A 23,744-nucleotide genomic window follows, 5' to 3' on the forward strand; every position below is an offset into this window, starting at 1 on the left:
AACGATAACTTTCAAAGCCCCGCTAATTAGCGGGGCTTTGTTTTATTTAGCCAATGGTTAATAAAGCATTCAGAAGAGGTGCGATACTTAGGTATTTAATGGTAGGTGACGAACGCCCATAACCATTAAAGAGGGAAGTACTCGCCGAGGAAAACAAAGTTACGTCGACAATGTTTTTCGGTTTATGGGGCTGAATCCCCAAAACTGTCACCAACTTAGGTGGAGAGCTTCTGGCAGCGGACACATCAAATATATTCCTTTGCCAAGTTCTTCTTGTTTTTCAGCGGTCTGGATACCGCGAAAGGAGACGAAATGACTACCCAATCAGTGCCACAAACAGTATCAGGCGCAAAATCAGATTACATCGTTGCCAAATTTGGCGGAACCAGTGTTGCAAACTTTGAAGCGATGAATCGTTGCAGCGAAATTATTGTTGAAGATAAAAGCGTACGTATTGTTGTTGTGAGCGCCAGTGCTGGCGTAACTAACCACTTAGTTGCATTGTGTAAACCCGACCTTAGTAAAGAACAACGCCAAGAGCACATTGATGGCGTATTGGCTATTCAGCAGGCTATTTTAGATGAGTTGTCGCTTGATGCCGATTTAGCCGTAGGCTTTAACGAAACATTAAAAGCATTCCAAACACTAGCCCTTGAAACACTTACTACAGATCAACAACACGATGAATTACTTAGCTTTGGTGAGCGCTTGTCGTCTTACTTATTTGCGCAAGTGCTGCGTTTAAAAGGCTTAAATGCTGACCGTTTTGATGTACGAAAAGTACTGAAAACCGACAGCCAATTTGGTAAAGCAACACCTAATGTTAAAGCCACAGCGCAAGCGGCTAAAGAAGTATTAATTCCGCTACTAGATGAGCAAGTAATTGTGACTCAAGGTTTTGTGGGCAGCGATGAGTTTGGCCAAACAACCACGCTTGGACGTGGTGGCTCAGATTACAGCGCAGCATTACTTGCAGAGGCAATTAACGCTAAAAGCGTACATATTTGGACCGATGTAGTGGGTATATTTAGCACCGACCCTCGTTTGTGTGCAAAAGCAACACCAATTGCCCGTTTAAGCTTTGACGAAGCCGCAGAAATGGCTACATTTGGCGCAAAAGTGTTGCACCCAGCCACTATTTTACCAGCCAGCCGTAGCCACATTAATGTATTTGTCGGCTCAAGCCGCGAGCCAGAGCGCGGTGGCACGTGGATTGAGCGCGAAAAATCTCAGCAGCCGGGTATACGCGCTGTAACGCAACGTAAAAACCAAATATTGCTTACTCTTAAAAGCCCAGAAATGCTATTAGCAAGTGGCTTTTTAGCCCGTGTATTTACCATTTTAAGTGAGTTTAATATATCGGTCGATTTAGTGACAACGTCAGAAATAAGCGTAGCGATTACCCTTGATAACGCGCCCAATGCCTCGCGCCCCGAGCTTGAGCAAGCGTGTTTAGATAAGCTTGCTGAATTTTGCCATGTATCGGTTGAAAATAACTTAACGTTAGTAGCGCTTATAGGCTCTGAAATACAGCTACGCCAGCACGAAATGAATTTAATGAATGTTCTAAAAGAGTTTAATATTCGTTTAATTTGCCACGGTGCAAGTAAGCACAACCTTTGCTTTTTAGTAGAGCAGGGCGAATCTGATACTGTAGTACAAGCAATACATAGCCGCTTATTAGAAAGCGCTGCCTAAGCTTATAAAGCCAAGTCATTAAGTATCTAAGTTATTAAGCACATAGCACCGCCAGTCGGTGCTTTTTTTATATGCCACGCTTACATCAAATAGCGCATTGCCACACGCTATATTGTTGCTCGCTGCTACAAGGTTTTGCTGTGAGAACTCACTAAATACATTTGGGCTAAGCAATTGCGCTATAGGGCGGTTAGTTGCTTTAGCGAGCGCCTCTTTTAAAGTCCAAATTCTAAAGAATGTGTACGCTTGATCCACAATAGCAGTAGGTGCGGTAATTAAGTCAATTTCAGCTTTATTGTAAAAATGTTTAGCGAGCTTTTCGAATGGGCGTTTTAAGCTTATTTTTTCAATATCAAACCCAAACTCTGTATTAGTAACATTAAGAGCTACACCCACTAAGCCATGTGAGTGCGAAATACACGTATTAATAACGCTGCGGTTTACATGGAGCTGAAGTTTTGAGCATTTTTCATTAAAGTGGGTGCTCATTTTATTAAGCGGTACGTGCGCGTATTGGGGCTGAGTATGCTTTGCGAGTTGCTTTAGTAATAAGCGCGATGCAAGGTACTCTTGCTTTGCTTGCATACGTTTACGGCGATTTATAACGCTTAGTTCAAATGGGCTTAGGTACTGGCTTAAATCAAGGTGTTCTACATTAAGTATGTTGGCATTAAACACTAAAATAGTATTGTTGCTACGGGGTAAATAGCTATAAAAAGAGGGAGCAATACTTAGGGTGTTTTTAAAAAAATGGTTAGTCATACACGCTTAAATTAAGAGAGTGCTGTAATAATGAGCGGTTAACAGCGCTTATTTATGCCAACAGCAATTTTATTACTCAGTTGGCATTAAATATGGTTTAATTCACAATAATCAAAGAATAACAGAATTTGTAGATGTATGGCACAAGTGCGTGATGGATTTCAAAGCCGTTTTGGTTTTGTTTTAGCCGCTGCAGGCGCAGCAGTGGGTTTAGGTAATATATGGGGTTTTCCTACGCAAGCGGCCAACCATGGTGGCGGTGCATTTTTATTGGTTTACTTTGTTGTTATATTTTTACTTGCGCTACCTGCGCTTTATACCGAGCTTTATTTAGGGCACCAAGCACAAGCAAACCCAGTAAAAGCATTAGGGAATGCGTGGCAAAATACCAACAAAAAAGTTGGGGCTGCGGCGGGGTATATAGGCCTTGCAGGCGCTGTGGTTATGCTTAGCTTTTATTCTATTGTAGCCGGGTGGATGCTTTCATACGCTATTGAACCCATAACGTCATTTTTAGGCTTTGATGGCGTAAGCGAGTTTTTACATAGCGACTCGGTACTGCGCAATTTTATATTTACCCCGCTTATGCTTATTTTAACCGCCAGCATTATTTTAAAAGGGGTTAAATCGGGTATTGAAACCTGGTCGCGCCGCTTAATGCCGTTACTATTAGTTTTATTGGTTGGTTTAATTGTTTATATAGCCAGCCTTGAGGGGGCAAGCGAAGGCTTTGCCGCGTATTTAATACCTGACTTTAGCCAAGTGCTCGACCCTAATTTAATTATTGCAGCTATGGGGCAGGCGTTTTTCTCGCTCTCATTAGGTGTAGGTTGTATGATGATTTACGGCTCGTACTTACAGCCCAATGCTAACCTGCCAAAACTAACCGCAAGCGTTGCACTGCTTGATACCAGCGTGGCATTTTTAGCAGGCTTACTTATTGTGCCAGCAATTTACGTTGCACAACACAATGGGGTTGAGGTGTTTAGTGGCGGTAAACTAATTGGCGAAGGGCAGCTTATATTTGCTATTTTGCCAGAGCTATTTAGCACGATGGGTGAAATAGGTTTACTAATAGGCTTGTTGTTTTTTGTACTAATGTCGATTGCCTCGGTTACATCAACTATTTCAACCACCGAAATACCCGTTGCCTTTTTAGTCGAAAACCACCGCGTAGATCGTACTAAAGCCACGTGGGCTGTCAGTTTAATTGTGCTTGTATGCGCAAGTGCCATTATATTAAATTTTGAGTGGTTATTTGGTTTAGTTATTATGTTGTTTACCCAATACCAATTACCGCTTATGGGCTTGTTTTACTTTGTTACCGCAGGATGGATGTGGCAGCGTGGTAATAAATTGCGCCAAGCAACCACAGGGGCGCATTATTGGTTTGCACAGTATATTCGCTTTGTGTGCCCAATATTAATGACCCTTGTTTTTGCAAACGTTGCGTTTGGTTAATTATCATCAGGCCATAAAGTAACTGATAAATAAAATAAAAAAGCGAAGTAAGTTTAAAGCTTACTTCGCTTTTTTGTGCCTACTAATTAAAGGTAAATAATTTATAAAACCTCATTAGTGAGCTGCTTACCTTGGTTTATTTCCTGCGCATTTTGTAAGGTGGTATTAGCAATTTCGGTAAGTGCTTCTTGTGTAAAAAAGCCTTGATGGCCAGTAACTAATACATTTTTAAAGCTCACTAAGCGCGAGAATATATCGTCTTGGTTTATTTCATCGCTATGGTTTTTAAAAAACAGCTCAGACTCCTGCTCGTATACGTCAAGCCCTAAATACCCAAGCTTTTTAGTTTTAAGCGCGTTTATACAGGCTTTGCTATTAAGTAGCGCGCCACGCGAGGTATTAATAAGCATAACGCCGGGTTTCATTTTATTAAACGCGTCATCGTTTATTAAGTGGTGTGTGTGCTCGTTCAATGGGCAGTGCAGTGAAATTATATCGCTTTGCGTAAGCAGCGAATCTAAATCGGTAATAGTGTAATCGTCAGGTGTTGCATAAGGGTCGCACACTAAAATATGCGCGCCAAAGCCATTTAATATTTTACAAAGTGCAAGGCCAATTTTACCACAGCCTATAATTCCAACTGTTTTGCCATGTAAGTTAAAACCTAATAAACCGTTTAAATCAAAGTTGTCTTCGCGTACGCGGTTATAGGCTTTATGTGTTTTACGACTAAGGGTAAGCATAAGTGCCACACAGTGCTCAGCTACGGCTTCTGGGCTGTACGCGGGTACTCGTAATACCTTAATGTTATGTGCTTTAGCGGCAACTAAATCAACATTATTAAACCCCGCACAGCGAAGTAAAATAGTGCCCACACCAAGCTCTGCCAATTGCTCTATTACGACTGCATTAACCGTGTCGTTTACAAATACACACACCGCATCAAACCCTTTAGCAAGCAGTGCTGTTTGCTCGTTAAGCGCTTGCTCAAAGTAACAAACCTCTATTTGAGGGTGTTTACTAAAACTGCGCTCAAAAAATGGCTGCTCGTATTTTTGCGTACTAAAAAAAGCAATGTTCATGTTATTTACTCCAAAGCCGAGCTGTTATAGCAATCCGCATAATCAAGTGAGCTATTTTGAGGATGGAAGAACGTGTTGATAGCAAGGCAAAAAATTCGCTATTTAGTTGTTCTCGGCAATTGCTCCTGCATTGCTCTACCTTCTGCATTCAAGCAGTCGTAAATGAGAGTTTTATAACGCAGATAGCAACACGTTTAGCCCCAAAAATAATTAAGTATTATTGTGGTTGGTACTATACATAACCTTAAACTAGTTTAATAAAGCATGCTTGAGTAACCACCGGTTTATTGATTTAGAATAATTAAGCACCTTTTAGTGCATTAAAGTTGGGTATTATTTTAGCGTTATTTAAATTATTAGCGCTCACCGCGCTAGGTAAGTTTGCCTCAATGACCTGTTTTAGTGTTTCGGGCTTGGTACGTGGAGCGTAACGTGCAACCAGCTGCCCATCACAATTAATTAAAAATTTAGTAAAGTTCCACTTTACGGCGCGGTTTTGTGAAATACCACGTGTGTGCGACTTTAAATAATTAAAAAGCGGGTGCGCTTCAGGACCGTTGACCATCACTTTTCCAAACACCTCAAACGAGACGTTAAATTGCGCTTGGTAAAAGTCTTTAATGGCTAAATTATCAAGCGGTTCATTTTGACCAAATTGATTGCACGGAAACGCCAATATTGTAAATCCGCTTTTTTTGTATTCTTGATAAAGTTTTTCAAGAGCACTTAACTGCATAGAAAAGTTACACTTACTGGCTGTATTTACAATAAGTATGGTTTTACCTTTTAATTGGCTAAGGGGGAAACTTTCACTGTTATAAAGTGGTGCGTTAAATTGATAAATGCTATCCATAGGTTACCTACTTAATTTCCAGTTTATGGAAATTTTATAAAGACTTTCATTCGCTTTTTCACCATCCGATTGACATAATCGGAGCCTAGTTTCTAAGTTATCAGGAAAATAAGGCACTTTTATGTCAATCAATGTTGCATTTATAGGTTTAGGGGTAATGGGTTACCCAATGGCAGGGCATTTAGCAAAATCTGGTTTTAATGTGTGTGTATATAACCGTACTACAGCTAAGGCTCAAACGTGGACAGAACAATACACAGGTTGCTTTGCGCCCACTCCACGTGAAGCGGTAAGTGAAGCCGATATAGTGTTTATGTGTGTTGGGAACGATAACGATTTACGCTCTGTAGTATATGGCGACGACGGTGTTTTAGCCGGCATGTTACCACACACGGTATTAGTTGATCATACAACAACCTCAGCTGAAGTAGCGCGTGAAGTAGCAGCAAAAGCAGCTTTGCAAAATATCGACTTTATAGACGCACCCGTATCAGGCGGGCAAGCTGGTGCTGAAAACGGCGTGCTTACAGTTATGGCAGGCGGAAACGAAGCTGTTTTTACTAAAGTGCAACCCGTAATGGCAGCCTATAGCCGTTTTAGCCAGTTATTAGGCGATGTGGGCGCAGGGCAGTTATGTAAAATGGTTAATCAAATTTGTATTGCCGGCGTAGTGCAAGGCCTATCAGAAGGCCTACATTTTGCCAAGCAAGCAGGCCTTGATGGTGAAAAAGTAATTGAAACCATTTCAAAAGGGGCTGCGGGGTCGTGGCAAATGGAAAACCGCTACAAAACAATGTGGGCAGGAGAGTACGAGTTTGGTTTTGCGGTAGATTGGATGCGTAAAGATTTAGGCATCGCGCTTGATGAAGCTAAAAACAACGGTGCGACGTTACCGATGACCGCAACGGTTGATCAGTACTACGCTGATGTACAAGCACTTGGTGGCGGCCGATACGATACATCAAGCTTACTTGCACGAATAGAAGCGCTGCATAAAAAATAACGTTTCACATTTTAAAGATTAAAAGCTGCGCTTTTCACGTGAGCAAGCTCTTCGCCTACCACCAAGGTGTAGGTATGGGTTTTACTTGTAGACGCCAAGCTTGCTTGCGTGACGGGCAAAGCCCGTAAAATGATTAATTCACAAAGAGGATATGAGGCGCTGCGCTTTTTGAGAAAGAGATTAATTAAACACGATTAATGGCTTATGTCTTCTCATTTGCTCCTCATTTGTTTCTCTTTGTGGATTATTTTTTAATTTAAAAAGCTGCGCTTTTCACGTGAGCAAGCTCTACGCCTACCACCAAGGTGTAGGTATGGGTTTTACTTTTAGACGCCAAGCTTGCTTGCGTGACGGGCAAAGCCCGTAAAGTGATTTATTCACAAAGAGGGTAAGAGACGCTGCGCTTTCAGAGGAATTGTTAAAGCTAAAAAGATTATTGCTTTTATGTCTTCTCATTCGCCTCTCTTTGTGCAGAATTTTTGGCTTTTCTATAGTAATGAAGTTATATAAAACAAAAAACGCGATACTTTATTGCTAAAGCATCGCGTTTTAAAAGTGCTCTACACAAATTTAAATTACATGCTTTGTGCGTAATTATATAAAGCCTTTAAAATGGTCAGGTTCTTTTCGCTGTCGTCGTGCTCATGGGCCAAGTTTTCAAGGGTGATCATAAAATCTTGTGCACTGATAGAAGGTTGATCTTCTCCGTGCATTAGCTTGTTTTGACAATACTGACGCCATTGGTCAAGTTCTTGTTGGTTTAGTGTTTCTGGCCAGTTTCGTGCACGGTATCTAAATAGTAATGTATTGAACTTTTTATCTTCAAAATCTAAATTTAAGCCAGCGAGTTCCTCTGGTTTAGCATCACGTATAATCGCAAATTTAGCTTTGTCGGCATGGCTGGTAAAGCCATCGTAAAGTAGGTAATCAACGTTAGTGGTGGCACTGTAATCGCCTTTTTCGTTAAACACTTCAGTTACTTTATCGCGAAGTTCAGTATTGGCTTTTAAAATAGCTAAATTAGCGAGGCATTGCTCGCGGTCAATGCCTAAACGGGCGGCGTTTTCAGGCAATAATGTTTTAGCAGGCGCTAAAATAGGGCACTTGTTTAAATGCACCAGTTTTAAACCAACAGGTAAATCACCCTCGGCTAAATCAATACGTTTTGTATATAAACGGGTGCGTAACTCTTCTACATTTAAATCAATGAGTACTTGCGGGCTTTGGGTTAAATCAAAACAAATAACCGCGTTTTTATTTACCGGGTGAAAGCTCATAGGCGCAACCCATGTGGTACAGCCTTGTGTGGCTGGAATGCGTGACGAGGTATGTACCAGCGGCGTCATATTAAATACATCTACTAACTCACCGAGCGCTTTTTTATTACGCAGCCCAAAAAAGAAGTTATAAAGCTTTGGCTGTTTTTCTTTTATTAGTTTAGCCAGTGCAATAGTGGCGGTTACATCGCTTAGCGCATCGTGCGCAGCAGCGTGTTCAATACCATTCGCTACCGTTAAATGCTCAAGCTTAAAGCTTGGGCTACCGTCTTCTTTTAGTGGCCATTCAATACCCTCAGGGCGAAGCGCATAGCAAGCACGTACTAAATCAATAATATCCCAGCGGCTATTATTGTTTTTATATTCACGCTCGTACGGGTCGTAAAAGTTGCGATAAAAGCTATAACGGCTAACTTCGTCGTCAAAGCGAATACTGTTATAACCAGCCACACAGGTGTTTGGCACACTAAATTCGGCATGAATTTTTGCAATAAACTCAGCCTCAACTAAGCCTTTTTTCATCGCCACTTGTGGTGTGATACCCGTAATTAAACACGCCTCAGGGTGGGGCAAGTAATCCGCTTGCGGCTTACAATATTCAATAAGCGGCTCGCCAATTATATTTAAATCAAGATCGGTACGAATACCCGCAAACTGGCTCGGCTTATCCTTTTGAGGGCTCGCCCCCCATGTCTCATAATCGTGCCAGTAGATTGTTGCTTGATTTTGTTCTTGATATGCCATGCTAAAAACCCTGAGTAGTTAACTTAAATGCGTCTAAATACGCGCCAAGTTACTAAAATAATGAATTATTTAGATTATGGCATATGGGCGAGGGAGTTTATAGGTTTGCGCTTGATAAGGGAGTTAAATTAGGTGGTGTTTACTAATTATAGTTAATGCACTTGCTATGAATTGCTTACTAGTTTGGCATTAGACTAAAGTCTATAAGTTAATTTTCTTCACTTATTGGTTTTGTTTTAATCGTTTGTCGTTTTTATTGTAATTCTCTAAAGTTCAGTTGTCGGCAACAAGCACGACTAACTCAACAGGAATATAATCATGAAAAGCTCACTTATCAAAACCATCGCTCTTGGCTCTTTATTAACTTGCTCAGCTGCTGTAATGGCTGATACAAGTGACTACAAATTAATGGTTATCGAACAAGCCACTGCACCACAGCCACTTGAGCAGTCATTTAACAGCTGTGCTCTTAATGTTAAATCTAAGAATTATGCTGAGGCTGAAGCAATTTGTACAAAAGCAATTGCACTATTAAAAGATGCAGATGGCCCTAAATTTAAAGTACGCCAACTTACGTCATTCGCGTTAAGTAACCGAGGGGTTGCGCGCTTAAAATCAAATAATGACACAGCAGCTATTGCTGATTTGTACGAGGCAGCGCAAATGTCTAACAGTACAATGGTATCTCATAATTTAACACTTGCTAAAGAAGAGCTTGCACTATAAAAAAGTGCTAAACATGCTTTAATTAAGCCAGTGTATAAAAAGCCCATGTTAAGTTTGTACTTAACATGGGCTTTTTACGTTACGGGGCTTAAAAGGGCAATGTAAAAAGTGAACACTAGTTGGTTTATACATATAAGAGAGTAAGACTATGGATGTCACGAGTACGTTGAGTATATTTGAAATCAGCGCGATTTTTTTAACAATAACCGCATTACTTGCTTATATTAATAACCGGTTTATTGGCTTGCCAACCACCATTGGAGTGATGGTTATCTCGCTTTTGGTATCTATTGCTGCGATATTTTTGGGCTTTTTAGGGTTTGATAAACTTATTGATTACGAAGTAAGCCTACTTGATCAACTCAATTTTACTCACGTTTTGCTCGATGGCATGCTCTCCATGCTGCTTTTTGCAGGGGCGCTGCACGTAAATGTAAGTGACTTAAGGCGTTATAAATTACCCATAGGTATTTTAGCGTGTGCCGGTACGCTAATTTCGACAGTTATTATTGCTGCTGCGTTATACCTTGTGGTGCCTTTATTAGGGTTTAACCTATCGTTTATATGGTGTTTATTATTTGGTGCGTTGATTTCGCCAACTGATCCCATCGCAGTAATGGGAATTTTACGCTCTGCGGGCGCCCCTAAAAGTATTGAAACTGTTATAGCGGGGGAGTCGTTATTTAATGATGGTATAGGCGTGGTCGTGTTTGCGCTTTTATTAGGCATTTTAACCAGTGGTGAAATACCTACTACTTATTCTGTTGCTCATACGCTCGCTGTTGAGGCAGGCGGCGGTATTGCATTTGGTTTAGTATTAGGGGGCGCTTTAAATTATTTATTAAAGGCGATAGATAGCTATCAAGAAGAAGTATTACTTACGCTCGCGGGTGTTATAGGCGGTTATGCATTGGCGAGCCACTGGCACTTATCGGGGCCACTTGCAATGGTTATGGTGGGGTTAATGGTGGGTAATCACGGCCGTAATTTAGCAATGAGTGATAAAACCCGTCACTATGTTGATTTGTTTTGGGAACTTATTGATGAAATTTTAAATGCCATTTTATTTGTGCTAATTGGCCTTGAGGTGGTGATGATTATGTACTCCGCTAATCTGCTGGTGGCGGGCGTTTTAACTATTTTTATTGCGCTAGGCGCACGCTTAATTGTGGTTGGCTTAACAACAAGTGTTTTTAATAAACAGCTTGAACTGCCCTGCGGTGCATGGAAAGTGTTAACCTGGGGAGGTTTACGTGGCGGGATTTCAGTGGCGCTAGTATTGCAGTTACCTGATGGAGCGCAGCGTAATATATTACTTGCTTTAACATATGCAGTAGTGGTTTTTTCAATTTTAGTGCAAGGCTTAAGCGTAGGAAAAGTCGCAACAAGCATAAAAGCTAAATAATTTTAACGCTTTATTTTTGTACAGTTTAGTGGCGTGTGTGCATAGCCACTGCATACCACTTGTTTTAAAACTTTTTTCAAAACAAGCAGTAACTACACTAGTTTACATGCTGTTAAACATTTAAGTTTGTACGTATATTAGACTAAAGTCTATAGGTTAAATTTCTTCACTTATTGAGTTTGTTTTTCTCGTTTGTCGGCGCTGAGCTATTACTCTAAAGTTCAGTTGTCGGCAACAAGCGCGACTAACTTAATTAGGAAAGATAAACCATGAAACGTACACTTTTAAAAACCATCGCTCTTGGCTCATTACTAACTTGCTCAGCAGCTGTAATGGCTGATTCAAGTGACTACAAACTAATGGTTATTAAAACCGAAACTGCTCCGCAGCCTCTTGAACAGTCATTCAATAGCTGTGCACTTAATGTTAAATCAAAAAACTACGCTCAAGCTGAAGAAATTTGTACTAAAGCCATTGCACTGTTAAAAGATGCACAAGGCCCTAAATTTAAGGTGCGCCAGCTTACATCGTATGCGTTAAGTAATCGTGGTGTTGCACGCTTAAAAGCACATAACGATACCGCAGCATTAGCTGATTTATATGAAGCAGTACAAATTTCTGAAAACACATTGGTGTCTCATAACTTAACTCGTGCTAAAGAAGAGCTTGCCTTATAAAGCAATTTAATTAGCGAGAGTCACAAAAAAGCCTCTACCTATTTATATTAGGTAGGGGCTTTTTTGTGTGTGTTATTACGCCCTTAAATGGCCTTTATTTTTAAATTATTAGTATTAAGTGTGAAAAATTTATAAAAATGCTGACTGATATAAACCAACGTTTTGATTAAGTGTATTTTGCTATTGTATTATTCTGATAAGCTTAGCTTGTAAAAGCAGGTTAGTTTAATTTCAAAATTAAAGAGTGAGTAGTATTTATGGGCTCTAGCAAAAATCAGCTTAACTTAGACTTAGGACAAGAGCATATTACTATCCAACGCCGTTATGAAGCATTGGGCGCAGTTAACGATTTTTTAATTGCGGTGTGGTTTTTAATTGGTAGTTTTTTCTTTTTAAATGAGTCATTAATTGAAAGCGGTACCTGGCTTTTTATAGCGGGCAGTGCGCAATTAATTATAAAGCCTGTATTAAAATTAATGAGTTTAGTGCACGTTAAAAAAGTGTTTCATTCTAATAATACTCACTAGGCGTTAAGGTATTGTCATTAATAATTTAATGACTATTTGCAACGAAGGGAATGTAATGAGAGTCTTAAAGTGGACTTTGGGCGCAGTTTTAATTTTATTAATAGCGGGTTTACTCATTCCTGAGAAGCTAGTAATTCCTGTGCAAGGCGCTACAAGTAAGGATTGGAATCACAATACATTTTGGTATGCGCCATGGGGGCGCTCAGGTGTGCATAAAGGCATTGATATTTTTGGCGCTAAAAATACGCCTGTGGTTGCTGCAACAAGCGGTATTGTTATTTTTTCAGGTGAACTAAACCGAGGTGGCAAAGTGGTTGCGGTATTAGGTGCAAAATGGCGAGTGCATTATTTTGCACATTTAAATGACTACAATGTAAATGCAGGGGATGTAGTTAGCATAAACAGCCAAATTGGCTTACTAGGTGATACAGGTAATGCTGCAGGAAAACAACCTCATGTGCATTATTCTATACTATCGCTTGTGCCTATACCGTGGCTTTATACAACACAAAGCCAAGGGTGGAGACAAATGTTTTTTTTAAACCCGCATAAAAAATTGACTGCTCACTAACCCAGTTTTATGCATAGATGGCTTTTACTAATTAACTGCCATAGTAGCTAAATCGTTTGTTTTTACAGTATTTTTTAAAAGTGAAAGAAACGCTATTTACAGTAGGTATTAGACTAAAGTCTATAAGTTAGATTTTCTCACTTATTAGGTTTGTTTTTATCGTTTGTCGCTGTAACCAAAATTATCTAAAGTTAAGTTGTCGGCAACAAGTACGACTAACCAAACAGGAAGATAATCATGAAACGTACACTTTTAAAAACCATCGCTCTTGGCTCATTCTTAACTTGCTCAGCTGCTGCAATGGCTGATCAAAGTGACTACAAATTAATGGTTATTGAAGATTCTGTAGCCGCAGCGCCGGAGTTTGAACAGCCATTTAATAGCTGTGCACTTAATGTAGAGTCTAAAAACTACACAGAAGCGGAAGCCATTTGTACACAAGCAATAGCCTTATTAAAAGAAAGCCGCGGCCCACGTTTAAAAGTACGCGAACTAACATCGTTTGCATTAAGTAACCGTGGAGTAGCTCGCATGATGGCCAAAAAAGATACCGCAGGCCTTTCAGATTTATACGAAGCGTACCAAATCTCTAAAAACTCACTGGTATCTCATAATTTAACGCGTGCTAAAGAAGATTTATCTTTATAAAAACCGTTATAGCGCGATAAAAAAGCCGATGAAAGGATAACCCTGCATCGGCTTTTTTGTATTCAATTAAAAGTGTTATAGCGTGTTTTTATCGAATAGGCCAAAACTGTTATAAATCGATTTTTGTTTGGGAAATTGGCTTGTTTGAGTTGTTGAGCAACTATTATTAGTTAATAGGTATAGCGCCTCGCTTAGAAGAGGGTCTTTGGTATCGCCCCAATCAGAATTAATTGTATCTTCGGCGTAACAATCTGCAGGTAAACCATCAAAGTAATCACCATAACCAGCTGAGTTAGTCATTTTAAAGTTTATTGCAAACACAACGTGGTCACAAAGTTGATTAATATCCATGCCAACAGGCTTTCCTCCTGTGCTTGTGCCAACTACCTGAACATCAATGTAAGGTTCTAGCGCATTTATTACCACTTCGCTAGCAGACAATGTTTGTTCAGTGGTAAGTATTACTACACGAGGTAAATTAAGGCGTGGTTGGTTATTATTCAACTCAAAATCTACGCTGTTAGTTTCACGGTTTTTATTATATTCGTAATTAAACATAGGCTTGCCAAGCACGTTCTCAGCAGCAATTTGGCTTGCTAGCTGTTTAGCTACATTAAGGTAACCGCCGCCGTTGTAGCGTAAATCAAGTACTAGCTCTGAAACGTCCTCTTGTTCGAATAACGAAAATGCGTCATCTAAGTCTTGTGCACTGCGTTCAATAAAGCTATTAAAGGCCAAGTAGCCAACCTTACCTGTGTTAGATTCTAAAATGCGGGCATCTAGTACAGTGTTTGTGGTAACTGTGGCGCGTGCCATACTGCCGGTTTGTTCTTCGCCGTTTAAATCTATCCATGTTACGTCTACTGTATAGCCTTCTTCTTCAGGCCCCAATAAGGCATCGTAGTCAAACGTATTGTTGGTTATTGCTTCTTCAATATTTATACCATTCATTATGGTAATTAATGAGCCTCTGGTTAACCCCATAGCTGCTGCGTTACCATTGTCAAATACATACTTTACAAGAAGACCGTTAGATTCTATTTTGTTTGCTAAACCATAACCAAAATAACTCGCGTTAAGGTATCGGTCTTCATATTCTTGCGCGGTGACTACATAACTGTATTTATCTAATTCTACTTGCGATTTAACTTCGGTCATTAAATCGCTTAATGAATCAAATGTAGATGGGTTTGTTGAGGTATTTAGCTGCTCACTCCAAAGGTAATCTGTTTGAAGGTAGTCCCAAAGGGCTTCGTTTTGTGCGGTTTGACTAGCGCATACTGCAGGGTCGGAACTTATAGCATTGCCTTCGTTTTCTGAGGAACCCCCACATGCACAGAGTAATAAAATTGAGCTAGATAAAATTATATTTTTTGTTTTTTTAATCATGACAATCCTTGTAAGTTTTGGGTTAATTAACAAAGCTACAACACTAATGCTTTTATGGCAACAGGTAACTATTGTGTAAATTATTGAGTTTATTATCGCTTTTATAAGATTAATTTTTTAAAAAACGAGAGGTTTTACTAAAGGCTGTGCATATATAAATATGCTAAGAGTATTAAATTTCTTTATATTTGCGGCTATTTTCATTAAAGTACCTAAAATAACAAATTCAGTTAATATTAATTTTTGTAAACAAGCTTATGTTTAATGACATTTAGCTGTTTTGTGCATTTTTCTAATTAAAACTAAAGATAAATAAGTAATTGCACTTTGAATGGAACTGCGTGATTTTAGCGCAGATAAAAGGATTTAAAATGAAACTCAACTTCAATCGCATTGTTGCCTCTTTTGTTGCAGCAACTGTTAGCCTCTCTGTAACTGCTGAAGATATAGAGCTGTACGTTAACCATAACGTAGAAACCGATGAAAACCCCCGCGTAGTGATTATTTTTGATACCTCAGGAAGTATGGGAAGTAAACTTCCTAACAACGGGCCTAAAAAAATAGATGCGGCTAAAGATGCCATGACCCAACTAGTCAACGATAATAACACCATCGACTTTGGATTAATGCGCTTTAATGGTGACCACGGGGGCTATGTTATGGCTGGCTTGGGTTCATCACATGACACTATTTTATGGCAGATAAATAAGCTTCCTGCCAGTGGTAATACCCCAGTTACAGAAACCCTCTGGGAAGCCTACCTATACATGACAGGGCAAACCGTTTGGTATGGACAAAATACTAATCAACGAGACTTTAGCGTAGAGACCAATGATAACCCCTTAACGCCACCGGACTATATATCACCTTTTAAACAAAAGTATGGAGCAGCGGAGCGCTGTGATAACTCTATAAATTTAATTTTAATGACCGACGGCGACCCGACTCAGGATAATAACCGTAATAAAGATATTAAAGATTTATACAAACAAAAATTTGGTTACAACCCCAGTAAAACAAGTAGTAGTTATTTAGCGGCTCTAGCCCAAATTATTCATGGTACAAAAGATGTTGAAATAGATCTTTACGAAAACACACCCGAGGTGGCAGACACAGGACGCGTATTTACTATAGGCTTTGGTAGTGGCATGAGCAGTAAAGGTAAAACGCTACTTGAAAAAACCGCTGAACTTGGTGGAGGCGAGTATCTTCACGCAGATACCTCAGCAGAGCTCTCCGAAGCATTAAATAATACCATTTCTAGAATACGTGAAGTAAACGATAGCTTTTCATCGCCTACGGTTGCCAGTAATAACGTTGACCAAACCCGCAGCCGAGACGCAATTTATTTTGCAATGTTTTATCCTGAAACAGGCGCTCGTTGGGGCGGGAATTTAAAAAAACTAGCTATGTCGGGCTCTACCATTGTTGACTCAACAGGTAATGAGGCAATAGGTGACGATGGCTTAATTAAAGAAGACGCTCGCACGTTTTGGCTACCCTCAAATAAACCGGCCGATGGTAATTTAGTCGCACAAGGGGGCGTAAACTACTTACTTTCAAGTTTAGATTCACAAAGCCGTAAGCTGTATATAGATTCAGGCGGCAAAATTGTTGATTTTACCTTTGATAGAGTAAAAGAAATTTTAAATATAGTGTCAGATGCCATCGGGGGCATCATACCAGGTACTGATATTGCTATCTCGAGCACTGATATTAGCTGGGCAAGAGGCATGGATGTAGATAACGAAGATGGTGATGCCTCATCAGTAGATCAGCGTGCTAATATTTTTGGTGATCCTTTGCACTCTAAGCCGGTATCTATTGATTATGGTGATGGCAACATACGTATTTTAGTGGGTACTAATGCTGGCTTTTTACACATGTTTAACGATAAAGGTGACAGCATTGAAGAGGAGTGGGCGTTTATACCTGCTGAGCTTTTAAAAAATATACCTGCACTTCGTACCAATCAAGCCAATACCAAAGTGTATGGTATGGATGGGCCCATTAGTGTGTTTTTTAACAATAAAAGTTTAAACAGTGACGGCTTAAATGACGGCGTAATAGATGCCACTAAAGGTGATGAAGTATGGGCGTTTGCTGGCATGCGCCGCGGGGGTAAAAACTATTACGCACTTGATATTAGCTCACCAGATAAACCAAAACAGTTATGGAATAAACCTATTGTTGGTGGCTCGCAAGGGTTTGAATACTTAGCTCAAACCTGGTCTAAACCGCAAATAGCCTATATTAAGGCGTTTGGCGATGAGCCTTTACTGGTATTTGGTGGCGGATACGATACAAACAAAGACAACGCAATTCGAAGTGAGGATAACTCTGGTACAGCCATTTACATTGTTAAAGCTAAAACCGGTGAAAGAGTATGGGCACTAACACCCGATGATAACAATTTTCAAGGTAAGCACAGTATAGCTGCCGATATAGCAACGCTTGACTCCGATTACGATGGCTATATTGACCGTTTATATGCCACTGATACTGGGGGGAACATTTGGCGTGTTGATATGCCAGGTGCTGACAAAAATAGTTTTTCTCATTACAAATTAGCAGAGCTTGGCAGTTCATTAGCAACGCAAGACCGACGCTTTTTTTACAAGCCATTAGTCGCACGAACTATGTTTAGTAAAGTAAGTAAAACGAGCTATGGTGGTGAGGAAATAACCACACGGTTAGACACACCTTACGATGCAATTGTGATAGGCAGTGGTAATCGATCAAACCCGCTTGCAACCAATGAGCAAGATCACCTTTACATGATTCGTGATGAGCATACCGTGACTCAAACCTTCGATTCACAAAATACACCAGAGCCCATACTGCCAGGTGATTTAATGCTTATGAATGACGACCCATTTGGTAATGCACTAGATAATGTTGATGAGTTTGTAGAACTTGAAGCCGATTTAGCTGGCTTTAAAGGGTGGCGATATGAGCTAAGTAATGGCGAAAAATCATTGGCTGCAGCCACCGTGGTAGGAGGCGTAGCTTATTATACATCGTTTACACCTGCTCTGGAGTCTGATAAAAATCAGTGCTCTTTAACGGGGGGCGGAGGTGCAATGTACGCTTTTCATTTACACTATGGCACAAAAGTGTACGACCAACTTAAATTTACTACCAGCTACGATGTACCCGATACCGCTCAGTTGTATTTTGGTGAAGGCGACTCATGTATAGATGCTAACAATAATGGATTATGTGATGTGCCAACACCTGATGATGGTATCCCAGGTGATGGCTACGAGTACGAAGAAACAGTACCTGTTAGCCAAGTGAGCCAGTTTTATTTAATTGGCCCAAGCCTAACTGGTGAAGGCGCCGTAAACCCAATCAAACCGCCTGAAATTAACGGCCCAGGGCTAACTGTTGTTGATGGTAAAGTGAAACTTGTAAATGACAGCGATACACTGGGTTTTGGCTTCAAAACACAGCAAACTTACATCTACAAGCGTGAAGAAAACGACTCGTCGTCTGATTAGGTTATCTTAAGCTTTAAGATTACGTGTTGTTATTATTTACTGCGCATGCCTTTAAAAGGCATGCGCTAACTTACTCGCTAATACGACTGGAGCCCAAAATAAACCTTGCTACGTTAAAGTGTTCTGATTAAGAAAGATCACTGCAGCGCCTTCTATCTCAAATAAATTACCTACCACAGCCTGTGGCTATAAATAAAAGCTCAGCTCTTAGCCGCTACTAAATTGCGTTAGCGCATAAAAAAAGCGCATTATCCTAATATTAAAAATAGATATACGTATATCGGCTTGTTTATGAATTGAACGTAAATAAACCAGTTTATGTGTAAATGAATATTAAATAAGTCACTAAATAGTAAAGCAATATTTGCATAACATGACTAAAAAAATGTTTTATAAAACTTACCAATTTTAATGGTTGCTAGTGCTTAATTTTGCCGCTATTTTAAGGTTAAGTTGTATTAGATGGAATTAGTATGAGTTTCAAATTGATCTCTTTTTGCTATTGTATTCCCGTACTCTTTTTAAATGGTTGCGATGAGGAAGTGGGTTTATTTAGTAGCAGTAAAACACCGTTAGTGGCTAAAAAAGAAAACGCTAATTTACCGGTGGCTGCTGTAGAAAAACAGCGACTTGCTGTAGAAGGCCTAATAGAGGGAGTTGTACCAAGTCATTGTAAACGCGGGGAAACAGCCTATATAAATGCTAAAATGCAAAAGGTGATACGAAACCCAACCGCAAAAGTGACTTATACACTAAAACCCACTGACAATATTTTGTCTGTGTGTGTGGCTAATGATAACTCGGCTATTACTTATCGTTATGGCACGGAGCAAAAAATTGGCCTAGAGTACACTGCCACAGCAGCGCAGCCATTTGGTAGCTACTATCGCCAAATAGGAAAAATAGGCGAAAGCATTTTGTTTTTTAACAAAGGCAATTACTATTACTACATTATTAATGCTGGTGGTATGGGCAGTGGTGTTACAGTGAATGTATATAAAAATAAAACGCTTATAGGGGAGTTTTTCTCCGGTAATGAAGCCTATAACGATTTTGTTATTGCCAGCAATTTAGACCTACCAAAGTCGTTAGCTAAAGAGCTAAAACCACATATAAACACAATGCAATGAAAGAAATTAGCAAAGCACAGTGTCACATTATTGAACAAGGGCAGTGGTTTTCTGGCCGAGATACACACTTAAAGCAGTTTTTACTAAGCCACGCAAAATGTTTGAGCCTTAGCGCGCACCAATCCCTTTTTTTACGAGGTGATAAACACGACGGTATTTATGCTGTATTAAGTGGTGTGGTGCGTATTAGTGGGGTAAGTAATAATGGTAAAGAAGCTGTTTTAAGCTTTGTTGACGCCTCGCTGTGGTTTGGCGAAGTCACTTTATTTGACCGCGGAATGCGCACCCACGATGTTTATGCGCAAACCGATGTAACACTGTGTTTTGTTCCTCATCGTGCACTTGAGCAACTGTTAAAACAATATCCGCATTATTGGCAAGACTTTGGGTTACTCCTTGCCCAAAAATTGCGGGTTATGTTTACTAGCATGGAAGATCACGCACTATTAAGCGCCGAGCAACGTGTAGCAAAACGCTTACTCATATTGTGTGCACACTTAGCGCAAAGTAATGGCCATACGTTTACTCTGTCGCAGCAACAATTGGCTGATATGACATACCTTACACGGCAAACCGCCAATCAAATCCTCAAAAAATTAGCAAAGCAGCAACTCATCGAACTTGGCTATAACAAAGTAACCATTTTAAACCAATCAGCTTTAGAGCAACTTTGTAGCCAGTAAATGTCGGCAACCCGACAGAGTCATATTTTAAAAGCCTGATATAGTGTAAAAAAACACAATAAAAGGCACACATATGAAAACCCTACAGCAACAACTTGGTACATATGGTTTGTACCATCGCTCTAAACGCAACGTCTTAACTCATTTTTTTGGCATTCCGCTTATTGTATTTGCCGTGCTGTGCTTGTTAGCACGTATTCAAATACCCATTGGCAGCTTACTTATTGATGGCGCGCAGCTTTTTGTTTTTGCAAGCGTGGTGTATTACTTAATGCTGAGCGTGTCGCTTGGTTTAATAATGGGCGTACTGTTTACATTATTACTTTTAGCGGCGCAGCCAATCGCGGCAATGACTTTTTGGCCTTGGTTAAGTATTGGCGCTGGCGTATTTGTATTTGGTTGGGTATTACAGTTTATTGGCCATTATTATGAAGGTAAAAAGCCCGCGTTTGTGGATGATTTAATCGGTTTAATTATTGGCCCTTTATATGTAACCGTTGAACTTTTATTCTTAATGGGTTTTTATAAAACCTTAGAAGATGAAGTTAACGCCATAGCAGGCCCAACTAAAGCATAATAATAAGCGACCTAATACGATAAGTATTAGCACCAGAGAACATAAAGGTAAATAACGCATGGATTATATAAATAAAACCGTATGGATCACAGGTGCATCATCAGGTATTGGTAAAGAGCTCGCAACTCAGTTTGCCCAGCTTGGGGCTAATGTTATTTTATCCGCCAGAAGCGTTGATAAACTTAACAAACTAAAGCAAAGCTTACACGGCGATGGCCACATTGTACTGCCACTTGATTTGTCAGCACCGGAGGCTGTTTTGGATCAGGTTACTAATTTACTCGAGATATTACCTGCAATCGATATTTTAATTAATAACGGCGGGGTGTCACAGCGCAGCCTATTTTTAGAAAACGACTTTAATGTTTACCGCCAATTAATGGAGGTTAACTACTTTGGCCTAATAGCACTTACCAAAGCGGTAGCGCCTAGTATGGTAGCAAGGCGCAGCGGCTCTATTGTTTCTATTAGTAGCGTTGCGGGTAAAGTAGGCTCTAAATTTAGAACGGGCTATTCAGGCTCTAAATACGCGGTAGTAGGCTTTATGGATTGCCTGCGTGCAGAGCTTGCAGAGCATAACATTCATTGCTTAACTATTTGCCCTGGCTCTATTAAAACCGCCATTGCACATAATTCGTTAAACGAGCAAGGCATAGCGCAAAACAAGCCAGAGCACTCAATAGAAAATGGCATGGATGTAAGCGTAGCCGCTAAAAAAATGATCCTCGCAATTGGTAATAAAAAAGACGAAGTAATTGTTGGTAAAGGCTTAAGTGGCTGGGCCCCGACCATTAAACGGTTTTTCCCTCGCTTATTTAATCGATTAACCGCTAAAACAAACTATAGGTAGCATCGGGCGATTTAGATATATAAAATGCTGTAAATTCAATCAATTTAGACAAGGATTCTAAATGAAGTATTTATGGCTTGGCCTGTTTTTTATTGTATTAATTTGGTCCGGAATTAACCCAAAAGATCAGTTTACTTGGCTGCTTGAAGTTATCCCCGCAATCATTGGTTTAGTACTTATGGCAAGCAGCTATAAGCATTTTAAACTCACCCCCATTTTATATGGCTTTATATTAGCGCATTGCATTGTGCTAATGGTTGGCGGGCATTACACCTACGCCGAAGTCCCTTGGTTTGATAACTTATTTGGCAGTGAGCGTAACAACTACGACAAAGTAGGGCACTTTTTTCAAGGGTTTGTGCCTGCATTATTAGCGCGTGAAATATTACTACGCAAAAACGTAGTAAATGGTAAAGGCTGGCTAAATGTGTTCGTTGTATCGATATGTTTAGCGTTTAGTGCTTTTTACGAACTAATAGAGTGGTGGGTTGCAGTATTAAGCGGTGAAAACGCATAAGCATTTTTAGGTACGCAAGGGTACGTATGGGATACTCAATCTGATATGGGAATTGCGTTACTTGGGACTATTTGCTCGCTGTTAGTGCTTTCAAAAGTACACGATAAACAGTTAAAAAATGTTAAAGATTACTGATTCAAATTTTATGATAAAAAGACAATAAGCTATGACTGTAAATACCCGCAATTTCACAATAAGCACAGATAAAAGCAAGCTTAACATGAGCGTTATTTATAACTTTATTGCTAATAGCTATTGGGCTAAAGGAATACCCAAAAGCGTGATGCAAAAAGCGATTGATAACTCAATGTGTTTTGGTGTTTACAGCGCACATAACGAGCAAGTTGGTTTTGCCCGTGTAGTAACCGACAACGCCACTTTTGCCTATTTGGCTGATGTATTTATTATTCCAAATTTGCAAGGTAATGGTCTGAGCAAGTTACTTGTTAAAACGATAGTAGAGCACCCTGAGCTGCAAGGGCTCAGGCGCTTTTTATTAGCCACTTATGATGCCCATGGCCTGTATGCGCAATATGGGTTTAAACCGATAGATAATCCAGCACTGCTAATGCAAATTAATACTGAAAATGTGTATAGTAAAAATAATAGTGAGATCTAATAAATGGGGTGGAGAGTTTAAGAAGTTTTCTGTGTGCCTAATTTACCAAGACTATATTGTTCTATACTACCAGCGGAAAAACAAATACCAACATAAAGCCAAACAGTACTCGCTACAATTTGCCAAGTATCTAAACCTGAAGGCGTTACAAATGTAGGAACAGCAATTAATCCCCGCAATAAGCAGATCATTGCAATGGTAATTAAAGCTGATTTGAGCAGAGGAACTTTGCGAATTAAACCAACTGCTGAAAAAGCAAAAATAGTACAAGCAAACATTAAGCTTGCAACGATTATTGTGCCAATTGGAGCAAGTAAAGTTCCTTGAATCGAAGAGTCGATTATTTGTTGAGGTGCCCGAGCAAATGCAAACCAACTAGGACCGCCCAAAATACAGAGTAGGTGCCAGATCGCAGAAGCGGAAGCTATAACACCTGCACTAATTAATAATTTGGATTGGATATTAAGACTCAATGCCAACTCCATTTTGCACTGGCTTGTTAGGTGCTTTTTGGTGTAAGAAGCACAAAATCATGCTTACTCTCCCAGCCAATAACATTTCTCTCCGCCATTCTCAGCAAATAGGAGGTTCTATGTGTGCCTTCTATAAGATGAATAGGCCTTCCATAAACTCGCCAACCATTAACCTTTAAGTTAGAAGAATCGAGAATGATTGGAGGAAATGGTGGCGTCTTATTTTTAGACATTTCCTGATAGATAGGATATGGATAGTCCCTTTTCTCGAAATCATCGTATTGAAGGCCCCACATCTCAGACAAATCAGGGCTGGGAAAAAACCGAACCTTTTCTCTAACTTCGGAAACGCTTAGTTGAATTAACGAATATTCATAATCTTCGATTTCGAAATCTGGATAATGATTATTATGGTGCTCAAAGTGGTCATAGACTACTTGCCGGAAAAATTGCCGCTTAGCTTCATCATCAGGCAAACCTAAACGAAGAAAGTACTCATCCCATCTTTCCTGATTCCATTCGTGATAATTTTGTGCTTTATATTCGATCGGTAACACGACAACCCTTTA

At 39.8% G+C, this 23,744-nt stretch carries 22 protein-coding genes, 1 pseudogene and 1 riboswitch; of the genes and pseudogenes, 16 read left to right on the forward strand and 7 right to left on the reverse strand.

Annotated features, from left to right (window positions below; translation table 11 throughout):
• Positions 1–65: 65 nt before the first annotated feature.
• Positions 66–238: riboswitch (Lysine riboswitch) on the forward strand.
• A 74-nt stretch (positions 239–312) separates the two neighbouring features.
• Positions 313–1,698, forward strand: coding sequence for a lysine-sensitive aspartokinase 3 (gene lysC / locus AN393_RS16100; protein WP_055018604.1), 1,386 nt, complete (start codon positions 313–315; stop codon positions 1,696–1,698).
• 18 nt (positions 1,699–1,716) lie between these two features.
• On the opposite strand, the gene AN393_RS16105 is transcribed toward lysC, so the two are convergent.
• Positions 1,717–2,460 carry a 4'-phosphopantetheinyl transferase superfamily protein gene (locus AN393_RS16105; protein WP_055018605.1) on the reverse strand — a complete coding sequence of 248 codons (744 nt, stop codon included), beginning with the start codon at positions 2,458–2,460 and terminating at the stop codon, positions 1,717–1,719.
• 138 nt (positions 2,461–2,598) lie between these two features.
• Between AN393_RS16105 and AN393_RS16110 the strand changes: the two genes are divergently transcribed.
• Positions 2,599–3,921: a sodium-dependent transporter gene (locus AN393_RS16110; RefSeq protein ID WP_055018606.1), complete on the forward strand. Its 1,323-nt coding sequence runs from the start codon at positions 2,599–2,601 to the stop codon at positions 3,919–3,921.
• 101 nt (positions 3,922–4,022) lie between these two features.
• Here the strand turns inward: AN393_RS16110 and AN393_RS16115 are convergent, their stop codons facing one another.
• Positions 4,023–5,003 (reverse strand): 2-hydroxyacid dehydrogenase, encoded by a 981-nt coding sequence (locus AN393_RS16115; protein ID WP_055015183.1) that lies wholly within the window; start codon positions 5,001–5,003, stop codon positions 4,023–4,025.
• Between the two features lie 301 nt (positions 5,004–5,304).
• Positions 5,305–5,856 (reverse strand): glutathione peroxidase, encoded by a 552-nt coding sequence (locus tag AN393_RS16120; protein ID WP_055015182.1) that lies wholly within the window; start codon positions 5,854–5,856, stop codon positions 5,305–5,307.
• 121 nt (positions 5,857–5,977) lie between these two features.
• On the opposite strand from AN393_RS16120, the gene AN393_RS16125 reads away from it, so the two are divergent.
• A complete protein-coding gene (locus AN393_RS16125; RefSeq protein ID WP_055015181.1) occupies positions 5,978–6,859 on the forward strand; it encodes an NAD(P)-dependent oxidoreductase in 882 nt (293 codons plus the stop codon).
• A 575-nt stretch (positions 6,860–7,434) separates the two neighbouring features.
• Here AN393_RS16125 and sbcB read toward each other — a convergent pair.
• The gene (gene sbcB / locus AN393_RS16130) at positions 7,435–8,880 is read right to left on the reverse strand and encodes an exodeoxyribonuclease I (RefSeq protein WP_055018607.1); all 1,446 of its coding nucleotides are present in this window, start codon (positions 8,878–8,880) and stop codon (positions 7,435–7,437) included.
• Between the two features lie 318 nt (positions 8,881–9,198).
• On the opposite strand from sbcB, the gene AN393_RS16135 reads away from it, so the two are divergent.
• From AN393_RS16135 to AN393_RS16160, 6 genes are all read left to right on the forward strand, one after another.
• Positions 9,199–9,606 carry a hypothetical protein gene (locus AN393_RS16135; protein ID WP_055015177.1) on the forward strand — a complete coding sequence of 136 codons (408 nt, stop codon included), beginning with the start codon at positions 9,199–9,201 and terminating at the stop codon, positions 9,604–9,606.
• 148 nt (positions 9,607–9,754) lie between these two features.
• On the forward strand, positions 9,755–11,011 hold the full coding sequence (locus AN393_RS16140; RefSeq protein ID WP_055018608.1) for a sodium:proton antiporter: 1,257 nt from the start codon (positions 9,755–9,757) through the stop codon (positions 11,009–11,011).
• Positions 11,012–11,280: 269 nt separating this feature from the next.
• Positions 11,281–11,688 (forward strand): hypothetical protein, encoded by a 408-nt coding sequence (locus AN393_RS16145; RefSeq protein WP_055015175.1) that lies wholly within the window; start codon positions 11,281–11,283, stop codon positions 11,686–11,688.
• A 257-nt stretch (positions 11,689–11,945) separates the two neighbouring features.
• On the forward strand, positions 11,946–12,215 hold the full coding sequence (locus tag AN393_RS16150) for a YrhK family protein (RefSeq protein WP_055015174.1): 270 nt from the start codon (positions 11,946–11,948) through the stop codon (positions 12,213–12,215).
• 55 nt (positions 12,216–12,270) lie between these two features.
• Positions 12,271–12,786 (forward strand): M23 family metallopeptidase, encoded by a 516-nt coding sequence (locus tag AN393_RS16155; protein ID WP_055018609.1) that lies wholly within the window; start codon positions 12,271–12,273, stop codon positions 12,784–12,786.
• A 237-nt stretch (positions 12,787–13,023) separates the two neighbouring features.
• Positions 13,024–13,434 carry a hypothetical protein gene (locus tag AN393_RS16160; RefSeq protein ID WP_055018610.1) on the forward strand — a complete coding sequence of 137 codons (411 nt, stop codon included), beginning with the start codon at positions 13,024–13,026 and terminating at the stop codon, positions 13,432–13,434.
• A gap of 75 nt (positions 13,435–13,509) precedes the next feature.
• Here AN393_RS16160 and AN393_RS16165 read toward each other — a convergent pair whose 3' ends face one another.
• Positions 13,510–14,823, reverse strand: a complete 1,314-nt coding sequence (locus tag AN393_RS16165; protein ID WP_055018611.1) for a S41 family peptidase — start codon at positions 14,821–14,823, stop codon at positions 13,510–13,512.
• A gap of 371 nt (positions 14,824–15,194) precedes the next feature.
• Between AN393_RS16165 and AN393_RS16170 the strand changes: the two genes are divergently transcribed.
• The 7 genes and pseudogenes from AN393_RS16170 to AN393_RS16200 all read left to right on the forward strand — a co-directional run bounded on the left by AN393_RS16170 (position 15,195) and on the right by AN393_RS16200 (position 22,702).
• On the forward strand, positions 15,195–18,326 hold the full coding sequence (locus AN393_RS16170; protein WP_055018612.1) for a pilus assembly protein: 3,132 nt from the start codon (positions 15,195–15,197) through the stop codon (positions 18,324–18,326).
• Positions 18,327–18,799: 473 nt separating this feature from the next.
• Complete coding sequence (locus AN393_RS16175; RefSeq protein WP_055018613.1) at positions 18,800–19,456, forward strand: hypothetical protein; 657 nt, start codon at positions 18,800–18,802, stop codon at positions 19,454–19,456.
• Between the two features lie 5 nt (positions 19,457–19,461).
• A complete protein-coding gene (locus AN393_RS16180) occupies positions 19,462–20,139 on the forward strand; it encodes a Crp/Fnr family transcriptional regulator (protein ID WP_055018625.1) in 678 nt (225 codons plus the stop codon).
• Positions 20,140–20,212: 73 nt separating this feature from the next.
• Positions 20,213–20,716, forward strand: coding sequence for a DUF962 domain-containing protein (locus AN393_RS16185; protein WP_055018614.1), 504 nt, complete (start codon positions 20,213–20,215; stop codon positions 20,714–20,716).
• 58 nt (positions 20,717–20,774) lie between these two features.
• On the forward strand, positions 20,775–21,566 hold the full coding sequence (locus tag AN393_RS16190) for an SDR family oxidoreductase (RefSeq protein WP_055018615.1): 792 nt from the start codon (positions 20,775–20,777) through the stop codon (positions 21,564–21,566).
• A 61-nt stretch (positions 21,567–21,627) separates the two neighbouring features.
• Positions 21,628–22,218: pseudogene (locus tag AN393_RS16195) on the forward strand (DUF2238 domain-containing protein).
• Positions 22,219–22,249: 31 nt separating this feature from the next.
• Positions 22,250–22,702, forward strand: coding sequence for a GNAT family N-acetyltransferase (locus AN393_RS16200; protein WP_055018616.1), 453 nt, complete (start codon positions 22,250–22,252; stop codon positions 22,700–22,702).
• 17 nt (positions 22,703–22,719) lie between these two features.
• On the opposite strand, the gene AN393_RS16205 is transcribed toward AN393_RS16200, so the two are convergent.
• Entirely contained in the window at positions 22,720–23,175 is a 456-nt protein-coding gene (locus AN393_RS16205) for a hypothetical protein (RefSeq protein WP_055018626.1), read from the reverse strand.
• Positions 23,176–23,201: 26 nt separating this feature from the next.
• A complete protein-coding gene (locus tag AN393_RS16210) occupies positions 23,202–23,732 on the reverse strand; it encodes a hypothetical protein (RefSeq protein ID WP_055018617.1) in 531 nt (176 codons plus the stop codon).
• Positions 23,733–23,744: the final 12 nt, after the last annotated feature.

The sequence above is a fragment of the Pseudoalteromonas sp. P1-25 genome, from assembly GCF_001401805.1.
Lineage (GTDB): Bacteria > Pseudomonadota > Gammaproteobacteria > Enterobacterales > Alteromonadaceae > Pseudoalteromonas.